This is a genomic window from Enterococcus sp. HMSC072F02, from assembly GCF_001837725.1.
GTDB classification, from domain to species: Bacteria; Bacillota; Bacilli; order Lactobacillales; family Enterococcaceae; genus Enterococcus_B; species Enterococcus_B lactis.
In genome coordinates this window covers 79014-103016 of the sequence record NZ_KV833885.1, presented here as the reverse complement: position 1 = coordinate 103016, position 24003 = coordinate 79014, and the positions used below count along the sequence as shown (strand labels likewise).

The following is a 24003-nucleotide window of genomic DNA, read 5'->3' as shown; positions in this document are numbered from 1 at the left end:
TGGAATAATGAATTTACGAATTATTATAATAACGGTCGTTATTGGAATGGCGCTTATGTATGGTCAGTGTATGACGAAAAAAGAAAGCGATTCACTGTTTTTGATGCTATATTGGTATTGGATTGAATTACTTCATAATAGTGAGATAGCGAGAATCTATATCTTTAAAATCATCATGTAATGAAACGAGAGGTAGTAAAAATCGGAGGAGGACAAAATGAAACTTTTGAAGGAGGTAACAGATCGATTATACAAGAAGTATATTCTAGATTTAGATTATGTTATTTTATCTGTATCAGATTATCAAGGATTAGATAGCCATCAAGAAGCTGCAATCATATTACTGAAATATGTAAATAATGAATGGTATAAAGGCGTTAGAGGGACAAAACCTATACGTAAACCTATGCCGTTTGTAGAGTTCATATTCCAAAAATGGTTACAGCAAAAAATGAAAGGTAAACCATCGGGTATGACTTTTCGTGAATATTTTCGTGAGCGTCGGAGTTTAAAAAGAACTGTAGATAACTATTGGCGAACGGAGAAGCCGATAAAAACGAGATTAGTACATACTGACTGGACATCTTTTGATCATGTGGCTGGTTACCCAATTTATTTGAATAAAGGGCGAATGATTCCATCTCCCATCGATTTTGAAGAAATGCTTCAGCCAGAAAGTCTTTATGAAGAGTTTTTTTTTTGAAACATCTTATGGACTTTATGTAACAAAAGAAGAATATTTAGTGCTGAATAATTATTTGTTTCCTAATAAAAAAAACTTAATAGCCTATAGCTGGAATGACAGTTGGTCTAGTTATTTCACACCTGGGAGAGGATGGCGTGGAGCGCATATGTGGACGATTTATGACTCGTTAGAAAAGAGGATGGTTGTCATTGGTGCTTCAACGACGGATTAGTTTATATTTGTAAGAGTTAGCTAATATTACTGAATATAAAATGTATCAAAATAAAAAACCCGCAACGCGGGTTTTTTGTAGTTGCCTTTCTAAATCTGGAAAAGTGGTTAAAATATAGTATCTTCGATTTTTTCGAACGATAGTCTCAGTTTTTTGAATAATCACTCTAGCGGAGACAATATGATTATGACGATTGAATATATACCTCCGTTCATTCGTATTCGCTTACACATTTAATTATTCTTGAAAAAACGAAAGAGTACAAGGCGTAATAGAAAAAATCGATTTAAAAAATGTTTTTTATATTATTGGTGTTTCCTTCGTGTATTCTCATGGAAGACAGTAGTTATGTCAAATAATCGTTTGTTTTGGACGCATAATCGTTTACGTAACTGATAAAGAAAAAGAAGGGAGAAATTTATTCGTTTTAATATTAACATTATTTAATGTTTGCTTTTTTAGTATGTAAAAATAACTTTATTTAGAAAAAAGAGGTTGTGACTGAAGTGGTCAGCTTCAAGAAATAAGAAGGAATTTACGAAAATTGCTTCTCAAATTTTTGTGAAATTTCGGCTTATTTTTCGAAGAAGCTACTTCTGGAACACCGTGAATCAGAGGTTGTGAAAAAGTCGCTTAGTTTCGAGTAGTAAGAAAAATTTTGTGAAAATGGCTTTCCACATTTTTGCATAAATTTGGCTTAATACCGAGAAACTGGCTTTTGAACACCGTTTATTCGGAAAAAAAGGTCTGTGACAAGACTTTTGTCACAGACCTTTTGCTTTTTATTGATCCTGCGATTACTCGTCGCAATTTTTGTGAGAGCTTTTTCGCAAACTCTTTCTTAAAAAGTGTTCAAGAGACAACCTCTTTTATCAATCCAATACTTCTTCTTTCTTAGCGAAACTCCAAATCAGGCCGATAACGAAACCGATAACTGCTGGCACGATCCATCCCATCCCCAATTTGAAAAACGGCAAGTAGCTTTCCGAAACATGTAAAAGATTTTGAACGATAGGGGTTTGCTTGATAGATTCTGGGCAGGCATTCAACCCATCAAAAATCGAAGCAATCAATGTAAAATAGGTAGTCATCCGATAAACAGCTGTACGCTGCTTAAACAAAGGACCAACCAACACTAACAGAATCAATGTCATTGCTAATGGATAGATGAACATCAAAACAGGCAACGAAAATTGAATGATATTCGTCAAGCCTACATTTGCCGCTAAACAGGGAAGGATACTGGCAAGTGCAACAAAAAAGGCGTAATTTCTTTGCGGGAACAAATCCGTGAATGTTTCTGCAAAAGCTGTAATCAAACCAATACCAGTCTTCAAACAAGCTAATATAACGATGAATGCTAATAAGATACTTCCATAAGTGCCTAAATAATGATCAGCAATCTGAGCCAGCGTGATTCCGCCATTTTCACTTAGAGCAAAGCTACCTAAGCTCATAGCACCTAAATAAGCGAGCAAAGTATAAATGATTCCCATCAATATAATGCTGATCGCACCAGATTTGATCGTGTCTTTAGCGATTTCAGCAGGTTTTGTTACACCCATGTTTTGAATCGTCGTAACGATGATGATCCCAAATGCTAAAGCAGCAAGCGCATCTAATGTGTTATATCCTTGAGTAAATCCTGTGAAAAAAGCATGGTCTTGGTAATTTGGCTGAATAGGCGCTTGATTGACAGAGCCTAATGGATTCAAAAAAGCAAGGAGAAGCAATGCCCCTAATAAAACCAAAAATGCAGGATTCAGGAATTTTCCAACATAATCTAATATCTTTGTCGGTTTTCTTGAAAACCACCAAGCCAGCACAAAAAATACAATACTGAAAATTGCTAGATATAGCGTCTGTCTGCTAGGATCGATAAATGGTGCTAAACCAATCTCGAAAGATGTGGTCGCAAGGCGAGGTAAAGCAAAAAACGGTCCGATAACTAAGTAAAGCAAGATGGTAAAAACCATCGCATATGTTTGATTTATCCGTTTTGCTAATTCATATACACCTGAGCTTTTCGATACACCAATGGCAATCACCCCTAAGAAGGGAAGTCCGATACCGGTAACCAAGAAACCTAGATTCGCCCAAAAGGTAGCAGCGCCTGCTTCTTGACCCAAATGAACGGGAAAGATAAGATTTCCAGCACCAAAAAATAGACCGAAAAGCATGGAGCCTATAAAAAGATAGTCTTTAACTGATAATTTTTTTGTCATACATAACTCCTTTACGGTTTTTTTAAAAGTAACAAAATTTCGAAAAATATGCAACAATTTTCAGAAAATTTCCTATATAAAACGATGGTTATTTAATAACGTAAGTGATAAAATAAAAGCGCTGAATCATCTGAGGAGGAATCATCGTGACAAAGTCGAGATTAGAAGCATTTACTGATGGAGTAGTGGCCATCGTTTTGACAGTTCTTGTATTAGACATCAAGATTCCTGATCCATCTGGTTTTCATTCTTTGTGGGTCATCCGAAATACATTATTAGCTTATGCAATCAGTTTTATATTTGTTGCGGTAATTTGGGTGAACCATCATCGTATATTCCAGATGGCAGAACGCATCAATTACCGAGTGGTCTGGTCGAATATCTTTTGGCTCTTCTGGCTGACCTTATGTCCTTCCGTTACTAGTTGGGTCGGGCGTAACCCTGAAGCTTTTTGGCCTGAGATGGCTTATGTCTTAGTATACACGATGTGGAGTTTTTCTTTTGGTATATTGATGAGGCAAATCATGAAAGCAAATAAACCAGATTCCCATGTTGTGAGAGTTTTGTCAAAGGACCATCGAAGTTTTATCTCCATGTTTATTAACTTATGCTTGATTATCGGTATCTTTTTTGTACCGATGATTGGGTTATTCGGACGTTTTTTCGTATCTGGTATTTGGATTTTTTCTTATAAAAAAGCAGATGCCTATTATCAGCGGTTGTTTCCGGGGAAATAAAAAGACTGTGACAAAAATCTTGTCACAGCCCTTTTTCCGAATAAACGGTGTTCTCCTACCAACTCCTCGGTCACAAGTCACAATATTCAATAAACATGAGAAGCTGTTTTTTGAAATTGCTCCTTGTGTCTCAGAGTGAAATGGCAGGCTCACGACCTCTTTCTTAAACGGTGTTTAAAAGCCAGTTTCTCGGTACTAAGCCAAATCTATGCAAAAATGTGGAAAGCCATTTTCACAAAATTTTTCTTACTACTCGAAACTAAGCGTCTTTTTCACAACCTCTGGTTCACGGTGTTCTAGAAGTAGCTTCTTTGAAATAAGCTGAAATTTCACAAAAATTTAAGAAGCAATTTTCGTAAATTCCTTCTTATTTCTTGAAGCTGACCACTTCTGTCACAACCTCTTTCTTACTTCTTACGTTCATATTTCATATGATAGATTAGTAATAGAAGCAAGAACCACACAGGTGTCAGTAATAAAGCGATTCTCGTATCTTTTCCTAGGAACAAGACGACACACACAAAGGCCATATAAAGAAAGACCAAATAATTACTCAATGGATACAGCGGCATTTTAAATGAATGTGCTTTTTTGCCGATGATACTTTTACGATATTTCATATGCGTGTAGACAAACATACTCCAAATAAACAAGAAACAAGTAGTGGCAATACTGCTTACAAGTGTGAATACTTCACTAGGCATCACGTAATTCAAGATAACCGAAATGAAAATGACGATCGTAGAAAATGTCAAAGCATTCCCTGGAACATGATGTGTTGTTAACTTTTTGAATTTTTTAGGAGCACTTCCTTCTTGTGCTAAAGAACGAAGCATACGTCCTGTACTGTATATGGCGCTGTTGCAGGCAGAAGCTGCTGCACTTAATACGACTAGATTGATCAAGGATGCAGCAATCGTGATCCCAATTTCCGAAAATACCTCTACAAATGGACTATTATCTGGATTCAAACTATTCCATGGATAGATGGCCATAATGACAAAAAGAGAACCTAAGTAAAATAAGATGATCCTGATAGGAATATTATTGATAGCTTCCGGCAATACTTTTTCAGGATTTTCTGTTTCCCCAGCGACTAGTCCAACTAATTCGATCCCAGCAAAAGCAAAGGTCACCATTTGGAAAGCCAAGATGAATCCTTTGGCACCAGTCGGAAAGAATCCGCCATGAGACCATAGATTCGTGATGCTGGCTGTGCCAATATCTGTCGTATAGTGGGTAAGGATCATATAAGCACCTACGAGGATAAAGGCAATGATCGCTACAACCTTGATCAAGGCAAACCAAAACTCTAACTCACCAAACAACGAGACAGCCACCATATTTAAGCAAAGAAGAAGACCTAATGCAATCAGTTCAGGAAGCCACTGAGGAACACCAGGCGCCCAGTAGCGAACATACATCCCGATGGCTGTTAAATCTGCCATTGCAATCGATACCCAGCAGAACCAATACGTCCAACCAGTAATGAAAGCCGCTTTTTTACCAAGATATTCTGCAACAAAATCCAGAAAAGAATGGTTATTAGTGTTTGATAACAGAAGTTCGCCTAACGCACGCATAATGAAAAAACAGATGCATCCAGTGATGAGATAGGCGAGCAATATCGAAGGGCCAGCTAGCTGGATAGACTTTCCGGAACCTAAAAACAGCCCCGTTCCAATCGCTCCGCCAATAGAAATCAGTTGGACATGTCTATTTTTCAGTCCACGCTGCAGTTCTTGCTCTTCATTCATTTTTAAATCATCCTAACTAAAAAAGTTTATATTACTTCCATATTAAGAGAGTTTTCTGAAAAACACAACTAAGATTCCAAAAATTTCAGAAATTTACCTTTTACGAGTAGGCGCAAAAAAAGAACTGCGGTAAACACCGCAGCTCTCTGTCCCAATCAGCGATTGATCCTAAGCATTTAAAATACGTGAAAGGAACTCTTTTGTACGTTCTTCTTTCGGATGGACGAAGATATCTTCTGGTGTACCTTCTTCTGCAATCACACCTTTATCCATAAAAATGACACGGTCAGATACATCTTTTGCAAATTCCATCTCATGCGTCACGATAAGCATCGTCAAGCCAGTATGTGCTAAGTCTTTGATCGTATTAAGCACTTCGCCAACCATTTCAGGGTCTAACGCCGAAGTAGGTTCATCGAATAACAATACATCTGGATTCATCGATAATGCCCGAGCAATTGCGACACGCTGCTTCTGCCCACCAGACAATTGTGCTGGTTTAGCTTCGACATAACGATCCATACCAACTTTTTCCAGATTTTCGATTGCTACTTTTTTGGCAGTTTCTTTATCTCGTTTCAGGACAGTTGTTTGTCCAGACATACAGTTTTCCAAGACGTTCATATTATTGAAGAGATTGAAGGATTGGAAAACCATACCTAGATTCGTTCGATATTTAGGTAAATTATATTTAGGAGCTAATACATTTTCTCCATTATAAATGATCTCGCCGCCTGTTGGTTTTTCTAGTAAATTGATACAGCGCAAGAAAGTAGATTTACCAGAACCAGAAGAACCGATGATCGTCACAACTTCACCTTTGTTGACTGTCACGCTGATATCTTTCAATACTTCATTTTCACCGAAGCTTTTTCTTAGATGGTTGATTTCAATAATTTTTTCACTCATGATTCTTCCTCCTTATTCCTGCAAATTTGAATTGTCGATTTCTTCAAGCTTTGTGTAAGCAGAAGGTCCATCGATTTTCTTTTCTACCGCACGCAGGATTCTGGTGATCGTAAAGGTCATGACTAAGTAGATGATCCCGACGATCGTAAATGTTTGGAAGAATTGGAAATTCGCACCGGAAGCAGAGTTCCCTTGGAAGAACAAATCAGCTACGCCGATTACACTTAAAACGGCTGTATCTTTGATATTGATAACAAATTCATTCCCCGTTGCCGGCAAGATATTCCGTAAAACTTGTGGAATAACAACTTTTCTCATCGTTTGGCCATGGGTCATACCAATGGCTTGCGCAGCTTCGAACTGTCCTTCATCTACTGCAAAAATCCCCCCGCGGACGATCTCTGTCATGTAAGCTCCAGTATTGAGAGAGACGATAAACAAAGCGGCAATCGTTCGATTCAACGAAATACCAAAAGCGAGTGCCAGACCGTAGAAGATGACCATTGCTTGTACCATCATCGGTGTTCCGCGGAATATTTCGACATAGATAGAAAGAAGTGCATTTCCGATTTTTTGGAAGAAGCGAGTCAGTGCATTTCCTGATTCAGGTACCGAACGGAAGACACCAATCAGTAATCCAAGTGTGGTACCGACAACTGTCCCGATCAATGCGATGAACAAGGTAAGTCCAGCACCTCGTAAGAACATATTGCCGTATTGTTTCCAAATCGTAGTGAAGTCAGAAATGATGCCGGGTTTTTCTTCACTATCAGTTGCAGCAGGCTGATCTTTGACTGCTTGGTCCATGATTTTTGTTCGTTCATCGTTAGAGATGCCAGAAAGAATCTGGTTTACTTTTTGGATATCCGGGTCGCCTTTACGCATACCAACAGAAATCTGAACATCTTCCGGGTTTGTCTGGAAGCCATCTGCACCGCTGAATTCGAGCATTTCCAAGTCTTTGTTCACACTAGTTGCCGTTACACCTTCCGGACGTTCGCTGACATAACCATCAATCATTCCAGAAGCTAACGCTGTTCTCATAGCTGAGAAATTATCCATTGCTTGTTGTTTCTGCACATCCGGTATCTGATCGATCACAGTATAATGGAAGGTATTTAACTGAGCAGTGATCTTTGCTCCAGAAAGATCTGCTAAACTTTTTGCCTTTGCGTATTTGCCATCTTTCTGGACTACTACTACTAATTGTGATTCATAATATGGATCGGTAAAATCAATTTCTTTTCGTCGTTCAGCAGTAGGGCTCATTCCGGCGATGATCGCATCGATCTTGCCTGATTGAAGGGCAGGAGCCAGACCATCCCATTTTGTTTGGACGATGACTAATTTTTTCCCTAAACCATCTGCTACTTTTTTAGCGATTTGAACATCATAACCGCCGGCGTAACTATTTTGGCCTTGGATTGGCAAGGCGTTATTCTCATCTGTTTGTTGAGACCAGTTGAAGGGTGCATACCCAGCCTCCATACCTACGCGAAACTCATCGCTCGGTGTTTTTTCATCTGCATTTGCCAGAGATCCCACACTGAATAGTGAGAAGACAAAAGCAAATAGTACGGCAACTGAAACCATATTTTTTTTCATTTTTTTCTCCCTTTCTGATTATATGATACACGAGCGGTCTAGATGAAATGCGGTAAAGCTTTATCTGAAAAAATAAAAAGCGACCGATTTATAGATATAAAAAGGCCGCTAAAATTCCATAAGGTGATAAACCTCTCACAAAACATAGCGCAACTTAGCATCACTGCTAAGACAGTCCGCAAGCTCTTAACTTGCGTCCCAACATACACTTCAAGCAAAAAAGTGTACATTTCGGCGATCCTCCCTATTCCTGCTTCTCCATGTTTGCTTCACTCCACAGGGTTAATGATTCTCGCGACCTCTACCTCATTGATTGAGGCATCTCGTATTCAGTTATTTATACAAAAAAAGTTTACGATACTCGAGAGGCTTTGTCAATCTATAACTGCTGTTTTTTGAAAAAATACTGATAAATATAGAAAACTTTACTTTTACCGAAAAAACAATCACAATGTGAATCATCTATCCATTGCAAACGATAGTATAATTATACACAAAAATGTATGTAACACAATAAAAAAAGAACTGAAACAGAAAATTTCCTGCATCCAGTTCCACCTCGATTATTTAAGCAGCCGCTTTCTTTGGCTCGCGTCCTAGGATCGCTTGCAAAAGAACAACGACACCGTAAATGGCTAATATTAGATAAATCAAACTTGAGTATTGGGTGATTCCCCAGCCCCATGTTCGATAAACGGCTAATGTAATGGCTAAAACAATGGCGGCAATCACGTTGAATAAAGCAAAAGCCCAAAGATTTCCGTTTTCTTTGCGTACAAGGTAAAAAACAGAGAAATAAACACTTAACGCTAACCAGGCGATGCAAGCCAGAATAACGCCCCAGTAAATAAAGAATGGTAACATATCGATTCACCTCACTTTTATACAGCAGTATTGTAACACGTTTTCATTCTTTTGTCAGTGAGGATTGTGATAAATTGTTCAAATGTACCTCACACTTTTTTATTCCTATTTTTCACACTTTTCAACAATAAATTTGTTGGAGTATGGGCTATAATGGAAAGTGAGGTGACAAAACATGAAACAAGGAACAGTAGACGAAGCAGCAAAAGAGATATTGACTCATCAGAAAATCACGTTTTTGACCGGTGCTGGGGTATCCACACCTTCTGGAGTGCCAGATTATCGATCACTGACAGGAATCTACCACGGAATGGAACAGCCGGAATACTTGCTGAGTCATCAAGCAATGGTAAATGAACCAGATAAATTCTATCAATTTGTCAAAAAGATTTATCATCCTGAAGCAAAACCAAATATTATTCATTTAGAAATGGCACGTCTAGCGAAAGAAAAAAATGTCTGGGTCGTTTCGCAAAATATCGATGGGTTGCACGCAAAAGCTAAAAGCCCGCAACTCGTCAATTTTCATGGAAGTTTGTATCAATGTCATTGTCGAAAATGTAAGCAAACAGTAGACTGGAAAGAATATCTTCACAGCGACAAACATCAAGCATGCGGCGGACAAATACGCCCAAACATCATGTTATATGGTGAAGGATTCCAAGATGAAGTCATTGAGCAGGCGGCTTACGCCGTCAGCCAAGCAGAGCTGGTCGTCATTGTTGGAACGAGTTTTCAAGTTCATCCATTTTGTGATCTGGTACAATTTCGCCAACCGTCAGCCAAAATTTTAGTAATCAATCAAACGCCTGTTTATTTAGCGGAACCTTATACGTTTATTCAGGAAGACGGAGCGGTTGTTTTCAAAAAAATACAAGAATTAGGAGTAGACTATGACTGAATTCAAAACAGAAAAAGAAAAAATGATTGCAGGCGAGCTTTATTTTGCCAATGATCCTGAGCTGGTTGCCGACCGTATGTTTGCAAGAAGTCAAAGCCAAATCATCAACCAAGCCGAATCAGCGGAACTGCGATCCCAATTGTTGAAAGAGACATTTGGTCGTACAGGAAAAAAAATCTATATGGAGCCAGTTATCAATTTTGATTACGGATATAATATATTTGTCGGTGAGAATTTTTATGCAAATTTCAACTGTACATTTTTAGATGTCAGCACAATCGAAATCGGTGATAACTGCATGTTCGCTCCCAATGTCCAGCTGTATACGGCAACACATCCATTACATCCAGTGAAACGTAACAGTGGTTTGGAGTACGCAAAACCCATAAAAATCGGTGATAATGTTTGGTTAGGCGGAGGCGTTATCGTCACGCCGGGTGTCACGCTAGGAAACAATGTAGTGGTCGGCGCAGGTTCGGTTGTGACCAAATCTTTCCCCGACAATGTAGTGATTGCAGGAAATCCTGCTCGTATCATCAAGACAGTAGAGGAAGAACCGTTAGAAGAGTCTCTTGAAACATTACGTCAAAAGATCGATACGATCGATCGAGAATTAGTTGCTTTATTAGAAAAAAGAATGGATACAGTAACTAAAATAGGACAAGTAAAAAAAGAAGGAAACCAAGCAGTTTATGATGAAAAAAGAGAGCAGCAAGTATTGGATAAAGTTGCTAAACTGCTGAAAAATAAGGGATACAAGGAAACAATAACAGACACATATGTTGATTTGATGAAACACTCGCGCGAATACCAAAACAAAATGAAGGAGGAATAAGTGTGATCGAAGGAGAGGCACGGCGAAAACAAATCATGCAAACCTTGGCAAATACAGAAAAACCAGTGAGTGCTAGCAAGTTTGCGAAAACTTTTGGAGTCAGCCGTCAGATTATTGTCGGTGATGTTGCTTTACTACGAGCGGCAGGTAAAAGTATTGTGGCAACAGCAAGAGGTTATATCCTTGAAACAGAAGAAACCAATACTGGACATATCAGTAAAATCGCGGTCCAGCATGGAAAAAATCAAACAGAAGAAGAGTTGAGACTCATCGTTGAAAATGGCGGTGAAATCATTGATGTGATCGTAGAACATCCGCTTTACGGTGAATTAACAGGCACGTTGCACATTAAAACGCCACAAGACATCGATTCATTTATGAGACGTTATCAAAAAAGCAATGCTTCTTTATTATCCGAACTCACAGGAGGAATCCATCTGCATACGATCCGCTACCCAGAAAAGCATATGCTGAAAACAATCAAGCAAGAACTAGCTGAAGCAGGTATCTTATACGAAGGATAACAAGCTCCATAAAAAAATAACACCGAAGAACTGGCGGAATTTAAACGCCAGTTTTTTTATTTTCAAGAAAAAGCAGTTCTTTTTGTTTAAGTAAACTGTTCTATACTTTTTAACAAGTCAGAAAAAAGGAGATGTTCAAGATGGACACTGATAAACAGAAAGAACAAAAAATCAGCTTATATATTGACAAAGGATTGGAATTTGATCAGTACAAAGAAAAACATTACACTAATTATTTAACTGCTATAACAGATACTGTGTTTAAGCATGCACCACAGATTTCTGATAAGAACATTCAACAGCAATTCTTTGAAAACTTTACGGCATATCTTTCCCCTGAAACAAAAGAATGGGCTTTATGGGAGGATTTCCAAAAGGTTAGCAGAAAGTTTGAAGAACTTAAATTAGAGAATATCTGTAAAAATCTGAATATAACTTTTGATAGTGAATCAATCGATTCTGAAAAAAAAAATTCGATGATTATTTGTACAACTTGAGAGGACAAATAGCCGTGGAAGTAGCAAAAACAAGCCCAGTGGTTGAGTTGAACCTTTACTATGATCCAGAATTTTTACATGCAATGGATGCAGCTGATGGTGGTGTGGATGCTACTGAATTAATAATGATAGTAGAAGATTGGCAAGAAAGTGTGTACGAGATGGAATGTAACATTGCTAATGGAGTGGAAGGAAGCTACTCTAGTCAAGTACTCCGATATGTATATCACAACAATGAAGGATTAGAGGGGAAGATTTATTTATATAACGAGCAAAAAGAGTTCGTTGAAAAGATGCCTTGGGAAAGAGACGAAGATCTTGCTACGGTGTGGCAAGAGGAATGTCAAACAACGTGTCTTACACTAGCTCCAACTCAAGTAGCTAAGAAGGAACCCACCCAACAACTAAAAGACCTATCCAATGAGCAAAAGCATTCAGTGATCACTCGGCAACAAGAGGCTTCTGATACAAAGGCAGAACGTGAGACTCCGCTGGAAAACATCAATTTTGCTACATCAGAACAGACAAAGCCTTTCTCGAAAGAAAGAGATGAAAGCATAGACAAGAAAGATGATAAAAAGATGTATATGGATAGGAACCCTGAATTATGGAAAATATCTGTCAACGACTTTGGCATGGACCTAAGACCAGTGGGACAGTCGACTCAGTCAAAAGGGTTACATCCAAACAAGTCAGCGCAACTAACTGATTTAGCTTCTCGCCATCACCAAAAGCCGCTGTCAGATTTCATAACAGCAGCTAATGTACAACATAAAGCGGATGATCAATTAAACAATCGGCAACCAAATAGTCCAACAAAACAAAACGTGCGTATGAATACACGAACAGAAAAACCGTTGGTAAAAGTAGATTCTTGGGAAAACAGAGAGGGATTGAAGCAAGAGACCGATAAAAATCAAGGGAAGAAGCGAGTGGGACAGTTAATAAAGTCATGGGAAAATCGGCAAGACAGTAACTCAGGACAGGTTCTAGACAATCGCACCCAAACAACGGGCATAGCAACACTAAATTCAAGAAAACAGAGGTTAAACCAACTCCAAGAAGGCGCAACGAAACATAAAAGCTATCTTTTAGGAGATAAAAAACATATAATCCCCAATAAAAATTTATCTCTATCCAAGACACAGCCGTATGCTGAATTTTGATTTTAGTAATTTTGATTTCAGTCAGTGACAAAACATAAAAAGGGAAGTGACGATTTTCTGTCACTTCCCTTTTATAAAGCTTTCTTATGCCATAGAATCGAAGGATCAATCCAAGTCTCTACTCGATCACCAATACGCCTTCTTTTAATGCAAATGGATTTTGATCGTTGATGTGGTCATAGAACATCACACCGTTGATATGGTCGATTTCATGTTGAACGACGATCGATTCATAATTCTTCAAACGAATCTTGTGTTTTTCACCATTCATATCATAATAAGACACAGTGATTTTGGCATGGCGAACGACATATCCTGGTACTTCTCGGTCAACAGATAAACAGCCTTCACCTTCCCCTAAACAAGCATCTTGAACAGAATGGCTCAAAATTTTAGGATTATACATAACAGTACTTAGAGAAGGTTCATCTACCTCTGGGTCTGCACTTGGTACGTGAACAGCAATGATTCTTTTAGAAATATCTAATTGAGGTGCAGCTAAGCCAACACCGCCTCGTAAGTGCAATTCTTCAGCTTTGATTGGATCTTGGCTGTTTTTTAAGAACTCAAGCATCTCTTTTCCTAAAGAGATATCTTCTTCGCTTAATGGAAGAGAAACTTCTTCTGCTACTTCGCGTAAGGTCGGATTTCCTTCACGAATGATATCATCCATTGTAATCATGGAATATGTACCCCTTTCTTAAAAGACTATATTCAAGTCTATTTTCGCATTATAGTTTACCACAAAAATGGAAAAGTAGTAGTAAGATTGTTTGAAAACTACTTTTTCTTAATGATTAACCACTTGATTTCCAGCCCGGTTTCAGGTAAAGTATAGCTGTGTGCTCTAGGCGCACGGCCTGCCACTTGGTTAAGCGAATCACCAACGTTTTACTCAGTCGCAGGGGAATAATCGAAAGAGGTGAAAGAAATGGCAATTTCAAAAGAACGCAAGAATGAAATCATCAACGAATATGCTCGCCATGAAGGGGATACTGGTTCTCCAGAAGTACAAATCGCTGTATTAACTGAAGAAATCAACCACTTGAATGAACATGCACGCGTGCACAAAAAAGACCATCATTCATACCGCGGCCTAATGAAAAAAGTTGGTCACCGTCGTAACTTGTTAGCTTACTTACGTAAAACTGACGTTCAACGTTACCGCGAATTGATCAAACGTTTAGGCTTGCGTCGTTAATTTTAGTCAAAAAGAGTGGGATTCACATGAATCTCACTTTTTTTACTCGTATATCAATTAAGCAAAATTCCGTGATCAAGCTAGATGGACTCCTACTAACCAAATGAAAGCTGCTCAAAAAACGGCTTTCAGCAGTTTTCATTTGTTTAGTAGCGTCTTGCTTTCACGAGAAGGAAAAGGAGAAGTTATGTCAGAAAAACAAGTATTCAAAACGACATGGGGCGGCCGTCCCTTACAAATCGAAGTCGGTCAGCTAGCAAAACAAGCAAACGGAGCCGTTTTAGTCCGTTATGGAGATACAGTGGTCTTAAGTGCAGCTGTGGCCTCTAAAGAAGCAAAAGATACAGACTTTTTCCCATTAACGATCAATTATGAAGAAAAAATGTATGCAGCAGGGAAAATCCCTGGAGGTTTCATCAAACGAGAAGGTCGTCCAAGTACGGAAGCAACATTGACTGCCCGTTTGATCGACCGTCCGATTCGCCCGATGTTTGCGGAAGGCTTCCGTAATGAAGTCCAAGTAACGAACATCGTGATGAGTGTAGAAACTGACTGTTCACCAGCTATGGCAGCGATGTTAGGTTCTTCTTTAGCATTATCGATCTCAGATATCCCATTTGATGGTCCGATTGCAGGTGTAGAAGTTGGTCGTGTAAATGGTGAGTATGTCTTGAATCCAACGGTAGAGCAAGCAGAACAAACAGATATCGAATTGACTGTTGCTGGTACGAAACAAGCGATCAACATGGTTGAAAGTGGCGCGAAAGAAGTTTCAGAAGAAGACATGCTTGGTGCATTGCTGTTTGGTTTTGACGCTATCAAAGAATTAGTTGCTTTCCAAGAAGAAATCGTTCAAGCAGTAGGAAAAGAAAAAATGGAAGTCACTTTACTGCAAGTTGATGAAGTATTGAAAAAAGAAATCTTTGATGCTTCTTACGCTACAATGAAAGCAGCAGTAATGACCGAAGAAAAACTTGCTCGCGAAGAGAACATTGAGCAAGTGAAACTCGATATTCGTGAAGCTTACGCTGAGAAATTTGCAGGTCACGAAGATGAAGATCACTTATTGAAAGAAGTCAAACAAATCACGGAAGATTTGGAAAAAGATGTCGTACGTGAATTGATTACCATCGATAAAATCCGTCCTGACGGGCGTAAATTGGATGAAATCCGTCCATTGTCATCAGAAGTCAGCTTATTGCCACGTGTACATGGTTCAGGATTGTTCACACGAGGACAAACACAAGCTTTATCTGCTTGTACACTCGCACCTTTAGGAGAGCACCAAATCATTGACGGTTTAGGGGTTGAAGTCAGCAAACGATTCATCCACCACTACAATTTCCCTCAATTTTCTGTTGGTTCTACAGGACGTGCAGGATCTCCAGGTCGTCGGGAAATCGGACATGGCGCATTAGGAGAACGTGCATTGGCACAAGTAATCCCTTCAGAAGAAGAATTTCCTTATACGATCCGCTTGGTAGCAGAAGTATTGGAATCAAATGGTTCTTCTTCCCAAGCAAGTATCTGTGCTGGCACGTTAGCATTGATGGATGCAGGAGTACCAATCAAAGCGCCTGTTGCCGGTATTGCGATGGGACTTGTTTCTGATGGTGAGAACTATACGATCTTAACAGATATCCAAGGGTTGGAAGATCATCTTGGCGATATGGACTTTAAGGTTGCCGGTACAAAAGATGGGATCACTGCTTTGCAGATGGATATCAAGATCCAAGGAATCACAGAACAAATCCTAACTGAAGCATTGACTCAAGCAAAACAAGCACGTATGGAAATCTTAGAAGAATTGACTTCAACGATTGCTGCTCCACGTGAAGAATTAAGCCAATATGCACCAAAAATCGAAATGATCCAGATTGAACCTGCTAAAATCAAAGACGTCATCGGTAAAGGCGGAGACACGATCAATGGAATCATCGATGAAACGGGTGTAAAAATCGATATCGATCAAGATGGAAAAGTAAGTATTGCTTCTGCTGATGCAGAAATGATCAAAAAAGCCATCAAGATCATCGAAGATCTGACAAAAGAAGTCAAAGTCGGTGAAGTTTATCTAGGGAAAGTTGTCCGTATCGAAAAATTCGGTGCATTCGTCAACTTGATCAAAGGAAAAGATGGACTTGTCCATATTTCTCAATTGGCAAACGATCGTGTCAATAAAGTCGAAGATGTTGTTAAACTAGGTGATGAGATCCTTGTGAAAGTAACTGAAATCGATAAACAAGGACGCGTAAATCTGTCAAGAAAAGCAATGTTGAATGAAGATGATTCAACGAAAAACGAAGCAAAATAATTTTAATTCTTATGAATATTGTGTCTTGTGATCAAGAAATTGGCAGGAGAACAACAATTATTCGAAAAAAGGGGACTGTGACAGTTTTTTGTCACAGTCCTTTTTTTGCGAATAAACGGTGTTCAAAAGCTTGCATCTGCGGTAATCAGTCCAGCCAAGTTAAAAACATTAGGAGCTGTTTTTACTTGGCTGTTCTTATTACTTGATGCAGAACAGCTTTTTTACAACCTCTCCAATAAACGGTGTTCAATCAGCTGTCCCTCGATATTAGCTCAAAAAACGGCAAAATATGAGGAACTATTTTTCCGTTTGTTTCTCTAATACTCAGGTCAAACCGCTGATTTCACAACCTCTGATTCACGGTGTTCCAGAAGCAGCTTCTACGGAAATAAGCTGAACACTTTTGTCACAACTTCTTTTTTTCTGGAGTTTCTTGGTGCATATTTTTGGAGTCCTTCTAAATAAAGCGTAAAATAAAAGTGAGATAAAGGGACGAAGGAGGGGAAGGCTATGCTGAACTTTTTATGGTCGTTGTTTATCGGCGGTGTGTTAGGTTTGATAGCTGGTGCCATTTTGGGAAAGGAAGTCCCAGGTGGTGTATCTGGAAATATCATTATCGGCTTTTTAGGCAGCTGGCTTGGCGAATTTTTACTAGGACCGCTTGGACCGGAACTTGGCGGTTTTTATTTGATCCCAGCATTATTGGGTGCAATTTTTTGCCTTGCTCTTTATTCATTTGTGGCAAGACGCATCAGGGAACGACCAAAGAAAGAATAATTTTATTCAAATAAGTTGACACTTCAGTGTGTTACTTGGATAATTAGAAGCAATTTAGGAAAGCGGGTGTCATGGATAAGAAGATCGTCTATCATTCAAGCTTACCTAAAGGACATCCATATAACAAGAAATGAGGGAAAAACGTGGCAACAACGCACAATACCAAAAAGATATCAATGGCTGGCCTGCTTGTAGCGATGGGAGTCGTCTACGGAGACATCGGGACAAGTCCGCTTTACGTGATGAAATCGATTGTTGAAGATAATGGCGGATTGACAGGAATCAATCCTGATTTTGTTATCGGATCAGTCTCATTGATTTTTTGGACATTGACTCTACTAACAACGATCAAATATGTCGTGATTGCATTGAATGCAGATAACCATGGGGAAGGTGGAATTTTCTCACTCTACACACTTGTCCGAAAAGGTGGGAAATATTTGATCATTCCTGCAATGATCGGAGGAGCTGCCTTATTAGCAGATGGGGTATTGACCCCTGCTGTGACAGTAACGACTGCGATTGAAGGATTGCGGGGAATTCCGCAGTTTTTTGACCGGTTCGGTAATAACCAGAACGTGATCGTCATTATCACTTTAGTTATTATTTTTGTCTTATTCATGGTCCAACGCTTTGGGACAGATATTGTCGGAAAAGCATTCGGACCAATCATGTTCGCTTGGTTTACTTTTTTAGGAGTAATGGGGTTGCTGAATTTTAGCCAGGATTGGACAGTTATCCGTGCATTGAACCCTTATTACGCAATCCAGCTGCTTTTTAGTGCAGATAACAAACTAGGCTTGTTCATTCTTGGAAATATTTTCTTGGCTACGACAGGTGCAGAGGCGCTTTATTCCGATCTTGGACATGTCGGCAAACGAAATATTCGTTTGAGCTGGCCTTACGTCAAAATTTGTTTGGTTATCAATTATTTTGGGCAGGCTGCATGGTTATTGAATATTTATCAAAACCCTGAAGCACAGCAAATCAAGAACCTGAATCCATTCTTCCAAATGATGCCTCAAAGTTGGATCGTGATTGGCGTTGCTTTTGCAACAGTTGCTGCGGTGATTGCTTCGCAAGCATTGATTACAGGCTCGTTTACGCTGGTTTCGGAAGCCATCAAGTTGAAACTGCTGCCTCGATTAAAGATCATGTATCCTGGAAACAGTATCGGGCAAATGTATATCCCAGCAGTCAATCTGATTCTATGGATCGCCTGTTCTCTAGTGGTTGTCACATTCCGAACTTCCCATCATATGGAAGCTGCTTATGGTCTGTCAATCACGGTGACCATGTTGATGACGACGGCACTGCTTTACTTTTATCTTATCCAAAATGGGCATTCTCGTTGGTTTGCATATTTAGTTACCTTTTTCTTTGGTGCAATAGAAGTTGTTTTCTTTATCTCAAGTGTCGTCAAATTCTTCCGTGGCGGTTTTGTAGCCGTTCTGATTGGTTTGATCATCTTAGTTGTGATGTTCATTTGGGAACAAGGAAACATCATCCGCGAATCGTCAACTGAGGATGTGTCTTTGAGAGATTATATCCCTCAGCTTAAAGAATTACGTGATGATACTTCTTTACCAATCTATCAGACGAATGTAGTCTTCTTAGTGCCTGATATGGCTGAAGACAAAGTGGGACGACAGTTCATCTATTCGATTTTAGATAAGCGACCTAAAAGAGCACGAGTTTATTGGTTTGTTCATGTGGAAGTGACGGATGAGCCATATACGAAAGAATATCAAGTAGATATGATGGGCACCGACTTTATTGTCCAAGTGAATCTGTTCTTAGGTTTCAGGGTCCAACAGGAAATCAATGTATATGTTCGCCAAGTCATCCATGATTTGATGAAACAAGGCCGTTTGCCAAAACAGCCACAAAGATACTCTCTGACACCAGGACGGGAAGTTGGCGATTTCCAATTTGTCCTGATTGATGAAGTAGTCTCCAATGTGACAACTCTAGGAAAATGGCAGCGTCAAATCATGCAGGCAAAACTGGCAATCAAAAAAATCGCTACCTCGCCAGAAACATGGTTTGGGCTAGAGTACAGTGAAGTAAAACATGAAACTGTTCCGCTTATCATTGGAAATACTCGGAAAACATGGTTGAAAGAGCGATTGTGAAAGTAGCGCTTTGATCTGAATTCAGCTTTTGAATACCGTTTTTATCAGAAATCATGAAAAAGCTGTTTAGCAACAAGTAATGCAATGCTTTTGAGTAAGAAGGAGATGTGGCATTTTTCAGCCATATCTCCTTTTTTATTCCTAATATAAATACGCATTATTTTCAATCTTTTTGTAGAAAAAGGGTACAATAGAAAAAGAGAAAGGCGGGAGAATATGGTTATCAATTTCATTATTTTATTTTTGATGATCGCAATTACTTCATTTTTTGTAGCAAGTGAATTTGCTTTAGTGAAAATCAGACGATCTAAATTGGAACAACTAGAAAAGGAAAACGTGAAGAACGCCAAGCTAGCTCTTCATGTTACACACCATTTAGATAATTATTTATCAGCTAGTCAATTAGGAATTACGCTAACCGGTCTGATCATCGGGTGGGTCGGTGAAGGCTCTGTCGCGGCTCTACTGGAACCAGTGATTGGTAAACTACCTTTCAGTTCGGCTATCAGCAGTACAATCTCTGTGGCGCTAGGATTTATTTTAGTGACGTATATCGATGTGGTTATTGGCGAACTGCTTCCTAAGAGCTATAGTATCGTCAATACGGAGAAGGTCGTCTTGTTCGTAGTCAAACCGCTTCATTATTTTTATAAAGTAATGTTTCCTTTTATTTGGGTATTGAATCATTCGGCAGCGGGTCTAGGAAAGCTTTTAGGTGTGCGCCTCGTATCTGAAGGAGAAGAAACCTTGTCTCAAGAAGAGCTGACATTAGTCGCATTGAATTCTTATGAAAAAGGAGAGTTGACCAAAGAAGAATATCATTATTTGGAAAACGTGTTTGAATTTGATGATACCTTGGCAAAAGATATACAAGTAGATCGTACGTCTATGCAAGTATTCGAAGCTTCAGAAACAGTAAAAGAAGCGATAAAAGCTTCGATCGAGCAAGGACATACTCGCTATCCAGTGATTTTAGAATCCAAAGACAATGTTCTAGGTTATGTTACCTTACCAGATTTGATCAAGCAATCTTATAAAGATGACCAACTGACAGTAGAACATTTGATTAAAGAGCCAATCGTCACAACTGAAACGATCCCTATAAAAAAATTATTGACGATCATGCGAAAAAAAGGAAAACATATTGCTATCTTAAAAGATGAATATGGAGGGACAAGCGGCTTAGTGACGATTGAAGATATTTTAGAAGAAATCGTCGGGGAAATCCGGGATGAGACAGATTTGGACGAAGCGTTGATAGCGGAACAGTCAGATGGCTCTTATATCGTCTCCGGCAAACTAACATTAGATGATTTCCAACGTTATTTTCATGTAGAGATTCCAGAGTTTGAAGAAACGAATTTTACTACACTTGCGGGATTTGCTTCTAGCCGATACAAAGAAATAAACGCAGGAACGATCATTGAGATTGCCTCATTTCGCTTCACGGTATTAGAATACCAGCATGCACATATCGATTATTTCAAAGTAGAGACCATGGAAAGAGAAGCAGAATAAATGAAAAAGGGCTGTGACAAAAAATGTCACAGCCTTTTGTTATCTAAAAAACCTGTTTTCGGTAAACGAAGAAGATATTTTCAATAAAAGTTTTCATTTTTAGCCGCACCGATTTCTTTTAATCAAGGTTACCTTGCTTCGGCATGTTCTAACGTGAAATGCTCCTCTTCACCCATGTGTTTCAATTGTTTCATCGAACGCATGTAAGAGTAAAGCAACACAGCAACAGAGCCGATCCAAGCTAGAGGAGAAGCTGCTGCGGCTCCTGGATACCCCCACATTCCTGTAAGAACGATAGCTGCAAAAGAACGCATAAGCAATTCCATCATACCGGCGATCGTAGGAATCTTGCTTTGTCCAAGACCTTGAAGCGTGTAGCGTAAAATGAACAGGACTGCTAAGATCCAGTAAAGAGACCCATTGATATTGAAGTAGGTTTGTGCTAATTCAAATACATGTGTTTCTGATGGGCTAACAAACAGTTGAACAAAGAAATGTCCAAAGAAAATGACGATAGCACCTGCTAAAAGACTAAATCCGACACTCATCAATAAAGTTTGTCGTACACCTTGCAAGATTCGGCCATATTCCTTTGCACCATAGTTTTGTGCAGTGAAAGTCGCCATTGCGATACCAAATGACATCATCGGTTGATTGGCAAATTGATCAATACGACCAGCAGCGGCTTGAGCAGCCACAACATCTGTCCCTAAGCTATTTAGTGCCGCTTGTAATACGATAGCACCGACAGCGATGATTGAAGACTGGAACGCCATTGGCAAAGCTGCATTTAGATGTACACGAAACTCTTCTTTGTCAAAATTGAAATCTTTTTTGCGTAACTGTAATAAAGGCATCTTTTTCTTGATATACACAAGACACAGTACGCTAGAAGAAACTTGTGCGATTACGGTAGCAATAGCTGCACCTTCCACACCCATACCAAAATAGATAATAAAAATCAAATCAAGTACGACATTGATGATGACCGCAATGATCAGAAAGAATAATGGTGTGCGGCTGTCACCAAGTGCGCGAATGACATTAGAAAGCAAATTGAAACTGACGGATGCAAAGATCCCTAACAAAATAATTGAAATAAATGTTTGTGCTTGATCAATTATTTCAGGAGGAGTTTGCATCAACTGAAGCATCGGACGAATAAACAGGAGACTCAGGACAGTTAAAATCACAGTGACGACAAGACTAATAACAACACTAGCAGCAAAACTTTTCTTCAGACCCCGATAATCTTTTGCACCGTAACGTTGTGCAGTAATAATGGCTAAACCAGCTGTTAATCCTTGGGCAAAACCAATGATCAAAAATGTCAGGCTTCCAGTTGCACCAACCGCTGCCAGCGCATTTTTACCTAGTGTCTGACCCACGATGATCATATCGATCATATTATAAAACTGCTGAAAAACGTTTCCGATCAGTAAAGGAACAGTGAACAGCAAAATCAGTTTAGCGGGGCTTCCTTTTGTTAAATCGCGCATCTTTTAAACTCCTTATATCTTTAAAATTTAGTTAGTAGTATATAGCGTTTATCCTGAGAATACCAATTAGAAATCAATGATAATTGATGAAATTCCATAAAAAGAAGCCAAGAATTGAGTCAAAGAATCAACAACTTGGCCTGGTCTGTAAAATAAGGGACATCCACGTTTATCTATCACCTTAATATTGTCTGATCTCACTTGGTAAAAGGATCGTTTCTCTCGTACCGTCATCATAGGCGTATACTTGAGCAGGAAATTGGTTCGAATAGGCAAACGGCAAATCAATATCCATTTCCACATTGCTTCCTGCTTGAGAAAAATGCATCGTCACTTTTCCACGATTTTCGATCAAATCAAAGGTTAATATATTTTCTAATGGAATGACTCCCTTAAGATCTAGGTCAATAATAAACCATATACTGTCAATCAATTCATCTGGCAAACTTGATACTACACCAACTGAAGCGTAACGGTTGCGGCTGCTATCAAAACTTTCAAACATCTGGTTAACCTCCTTCGAATCAACGAATGTTTTTATTTTTATAATCAATCATAGGATAAACTAGAAATACTTACTTTAACGAGGGTTCATTCTAATAAAGAATCAGGAAAAATGCAACAATAATTGAATACTTTTTTTCAAAGTATAAATTTTTATAAAGGTACGATAAAAATATGCGAGGAAAAGCTTGGTAAATCAGCATTTTTCGTTTGCAAAGCTATTTACAAAAGCGGAAGCCCCATATGAAAATAAACGATTAGAAATAAAAAAGGCGTGTTAAAAGCTGCTGACCCGCCGCTTCTAACACCACCTGATTGTTTCAGTATTATTCTTCTTTTGAACCGATTACTTCTGGTTCGCCGCCTTCACCTGTGCTTTCTTCTTCTTCACTTTGAGCGACTACAGCAGCAATTTGTTCTTCACTGTCGGTCACGAACTTGTAATCGTCGTTTTTTGGAAGATCGGCTACTGTAATAGAATCGCCTAATTCCAAGTTTGTCACGTCGACTTCAATTCGTTCAGGCAATTTGTCTGGTGTAGCAGATACGACTACTGTATACAAGTTTTGAGCTAACACTCCACCCGATTTGACACCAACTGATTCGCCAACAAGAACGACTTCTGTTTCGACTTCTGTTTCTTCCGACATGTTGACAGATAGAAATTCTGCATGTTCGAAATGATTAGTAAAAGTGTTCGTTTGGATCTTATGAACCAATGTATTGACTTTTTGTCCGTCAATGTCCATCGTGATAACTGTGTTTGCTCCATGTTCACGCAGCAATTTGCTTAGTGTCAAACCATCGAATGAGATAGGGGTACTTTCTATTTTATACCCATAAACAACAGCTGGAACTTTCCCTTCATGACGAAGTTTATTTCTTAATGAACGGGGACGTACTTCTCTTTTACTTACTTCTAATGATACTGACATAACCAAAATTCCTCCTTAAAATGTGACTGTCTGCTTTGGTAACGGACAGATTTTATTTAAGTGAATTCTAAAGGCTAATCTCTTGCACATCATCGAAGGCAGGGCGCTTAAAAAACGCAAAAGGAGAGATGTGCGCATCTCCCCTTAGAAAGTCAGGATTCAACTTTTCTCCACCAGGTCATT

At 39.0% G+C, this 24003-nt stretch carries 22 protein-coding genes and 1 riboswitch; of the genes, 13 read left to right on the top strand and 9 right to left on the bottom strand.

Annotation, left to right across the window (positions count from 1 at the left end; genetic code table 11):
- Window positions 1-217 precede the first annotated feature (217 nt).
- Together HMPREF2731_RS00845 and HMPREF2731_RS15170 are read left to right on the top strand one after the other, a co-directional pair.
- On the top strand, window positions 218-703 hold the full coding sequence (locus HMPREF2731_RS00845; protein ID WP_002336150.1) for a hypothetical protein: 486 nt from the start codon (window positions 218-220) through the stop codon (window positions 701-703).
- Window positions 684-917 (top strand): hypothetical protein, encoded by a 234-nt coding sequence (locus HMPREF2731_RS15170; protein WP_016853150.1) that lies wholly within the window; start codon window positions 684-686, stop codon window positions 915-917. The genes HMPREF2731_RS00845 and HMPREF2731_RS15170 overlap by 20 nt, the downstream gene beginning before the upstream one ends.
- An 872-nt stretch (window positions 918-1789) precedes the next feature.
- On the opposite strand, the gene brnQ is transcribed toward HMPREF2731_RS15170, so the two are convergent.
- Window positions 1790-3142 (bottom strand): branched-chain amino acid transport system II carrier protein, encoded by a 1353-nt coding sequence (brnQ, locus tag HMPREF2731_RS00835; protein WP_070872073.1) that lies wholly within the window; start codon window positions 3140-3142, stop codon window positions 1790-1792.
- 146 nt (window positions 3143-3288) lie between these two features.
- Between brnQ and HMPREF2731_RS00830 the strand changes: the two genes are divergently transcribed.
- Window positions 3289-3879: a TMEM175 family protein gene (locus HMPREF2731_RS00830; protein ID WP_070872071.1), complete on the top strand. Its 591-nt coding sequence runs from the start codon at window positions 3289-3291 to the stop codon at window positions 3877-3879.
- Between the two features lie 407 nt (window positions 3880-4286).
- Here the strand turns inward: HMPREF2731_RS00830 and HMPREF2731_RS00825 are convergent, their stop codons facing one another.
- The 4 genes from HMPREF2731_RS00825 to HMPREF2731_RS00810 form a co-directional block, all read right to left on the bottom strand.
- On the bottom strand, window positions 4287-5636 hold the full coding sequence (locus HMPREF2731_RS00825; RefSeq protein ID WP_070872069.1) for an amino acid permease: 1350 nt from the start codon (window positions 5634-5636) through the stop codon (window positions 4287-4289).
- 168 nt (window positions 5637-5804) lie between these two features.
- A complete protein-coding gene (locus HMPREF2731_RS00820; protein WP_002293446.1) occupies window positions 5805-6545 on the bottom strand; it encodes an amino acid ABC transporter ATP-binding protein in 741 nt (246 codons plus the stop codon).
- 12 nt (window positions 6546-6557) lie between these two features.
- Entirely contained in the window at window positions 6558-8150 is a 1593-nt protein-coding gene (locus HMPREF2731_RS00815) for an ABC transporter permease subunit (RefSeq protein ID WP_002293447.1), read from the bottom strand.
- Window positions 8151-8287: 137 nt separating this feature from the next.
- A riboswitch (Lysine riboswitch) is annotated at window positions 8288-8462 on the bottom strand.
- A gap of 255 nt (window positions 8463-8717) precedes the next feature.
- Window positions 8718-9014, bottom strand: coding sequence for a hypothetical protein (locus HMPREF2731_RS00810; RefSeq protein ID WP_002293448.1), 297 nt, complete (start codon window positions 9012-9014; stop codon window positions 8718-8720).
- Between the two features lie 175 nt (window positions 9015-9189).
- Here HMPREF2731_RS00810 and HMPREF2731_RS00805 point away from each other — a divergent pair, with 175 nt between their 5' ends.
- The 5 genes from HMPREF2731_RS00805 (at window position 9190) to HMPREF2731_RS00785 (ending at window position 12937) form a co-directional block, all read left to right on the top strand.
- Window positions 9190-9915: an NAD-dependent protein deacylase gene (locus HMPREF2731_RS00805; protein ID WP_002293449.1), complete on the top strand. Its 726-nt coding sequence runs from the start codon at window positions 9190-9192 to the stop codon at window positions 9913-9915.
- Window positions 9908-10750, top strand: a complete 843-nt coding sequence (locus HMPREF2731_RS00800) for a chorismate mutase (RefSeq protein WP_002293450.1) — start codon at window positions 9908-9910, stop codon at window positions 10748-10750. The genes HMPREF2731_RS00805 and HMPREF2731_RS00800 overlap by 8 nt, the downstream gene beginning before the upstream one ends.
- Window positions 10751-10752: 2 nt before the next feature.
- Window positions 10753-11274: a transcription repressor NadR gene (locus HMPREF2731_RS00795; RefSeq protein ID WP_070872067.1), complete on the top strand. Its 522-nt coding sequence runs from the start codon at window positions 10753-10755 to the stop codon at window positions 11272-11274.
- Between the two features lie 140 nt (window positions 11275-11414).
- Window positions 11415-11771 (top strand): hypothetical protein, encoded by a 357-nt coding sequence (locus HMPREF2731_RS00790; RefSeq protein WP_002293452.1) that lies wholly within the window; start codon window positions 11415-11417, stop codon window positions 11769-11771.
- A 14-nt stretch (window positions 11772-11785) separates the two neighbouring features.
- Complete coding sequence (locus HMPREF2731_RS00785; RefSeq protein ID WP_002293453.1) at window positions 11786-12937, top strand: hypothetical protein; 1152 nt, start codon at window positions 11786-11788, stop codon at window positions 12935-12937.
- A gap of 118 nt (window positions 12938-13055) precedes the next feature.
- Here HMPREF2731_RS00785 and def read toward each other — a convergent pair whose 3' ends face one another.
- Window positions 13056-13619 (bottom strand): peptide deformylase, encoded by a 564-nt coding sequence (gene def, locus HMPREF2731_RS00780; protein WP_002293455.1) that lies wholly within the window; start codon window positions 13617-13619, stop codon window positions 13056-13058.
- A 249-nt stretch (window positions 13620-13868) separates the two neighbouring features.
- Here def and rpsO point away from each other — a divergent pair, with 249 nt between their 5' ends.
- The 5 genes from rpsO to HMPREF2731_RS00755 all read left to right on the top strand — a co-directional run bounded on the left by rpsO (window position 13869) and on the right by HMPREF2731_RS00755 (window position 20882).
- Window positions 13869-14138: a 30S ribosomal protein S15 gene (rpsO, locus tag HMPREF2731_RS00775; RefSeq protein WP_002289282.1), complete on the top strand. Its 270-nt coding sequence runs from the start codon at window positions 13869-13871 to the stop codon at window positions 14136-14138.
- 187 nt (window positions 14139-14325) lie between these two features.
- Entirely contained in the window at window positions 14326-16452 is a 2127-nt protein-coding gene (pnp, locus tag HMPREF2731_RS00770) for a polyribonucleotide nucleotidyltransferase (RefSeq protein ID WP_002342308.1), read from the top strand.
- A 510-nt stretch (window positions 16453-16962) separates the two neighbouring features.
- Window positions 16963-17229: a GlsB/YeaQ/YmgE family stress response membrane protein gene (locus tag HMPREF2731_RS00765; RefSeq protein ID WP_002293441.1), complete on the top strand. Its 267-nt coding sequence runs from the start codon at window positions 16963-16965 to the stop codon at window positions 17227-17229.
- A gap of 143 nt (window positions 17230-17372) precedes the next feature.
- Window positions 17373-19364, top strand: coding sequence for a KUP/HAK/KT family potassium transporter (locus HMPREF2731_RS00760; RefSeq protein WP_002293439.1), 1992 nt, complete (start codon window positions 17373-17375; stop codon window positions 19362-19364).
- A gap of 216 nt (window positions 19365-19580) precedes the next feature.
- The gene (locus HMPREF2731_RS00755) at window positions 19581-20882 is read left to right on the top strand and encodes a hemolysin family protein (RefSeq protein WP_002293437.1); all 1302 of its coding nucleotides are present in this window, start codon (window positions 19581-19583) and stop codon (window positions 20880-20882) included.
- A 128-nt stretch (window positions 20883-21010) separates the two neighbouring features.
- On the opposite strand, the gene HMPREF2731_RS00750 is transcribed toward HMPREF2731_RS00755, so the two are convergent.
- From HMPREF2731_RS00750 to HMPREF2731_RS00740, 3 genes are all read right to left on the bottom strand, one after another.
- Window positions 21011-22381 (bottom strand): MATE family efflux transporter, encoded by a 1371-nt coding sequence (locus HMPREF2731_RS00750; protein WP_002293436.1) that lies wholly within the window; start codon window positions 22379-22381, stop codon window positions 21011-21013.
- Window positions 22382-22562: 181 nt separating this feature from the next.
- The gene (locus HMPREF2731_RS00745) at window positions 22563-22886 is read right to left on the bottom strand and encodes a DUF960 domain-containing protein (protein ID WP_002289744.1); all 324 of its coding nucleotides are present in this window, start codon (window positions 22884-22886) and stop codon (window positions 22563-22565) included.
- 325 nt (window positions 22887-23211) lie between these two features.
- The gene (locus tag HMPREF2731_RS00740) at window positions 23212-23820 is read right to left on the bottom strand and encodes a 50S ribosomal protein L25/general stress protein Ctc (RefSeq protein WP_002293435.1); all 609 of its coding nucleotides are present in this window, start codon (window positions 23818-23820) and stop codon (window positions 23212-23214) included.
- Window positions 23821-24003 lie beyond the last annotated feature (183 nt).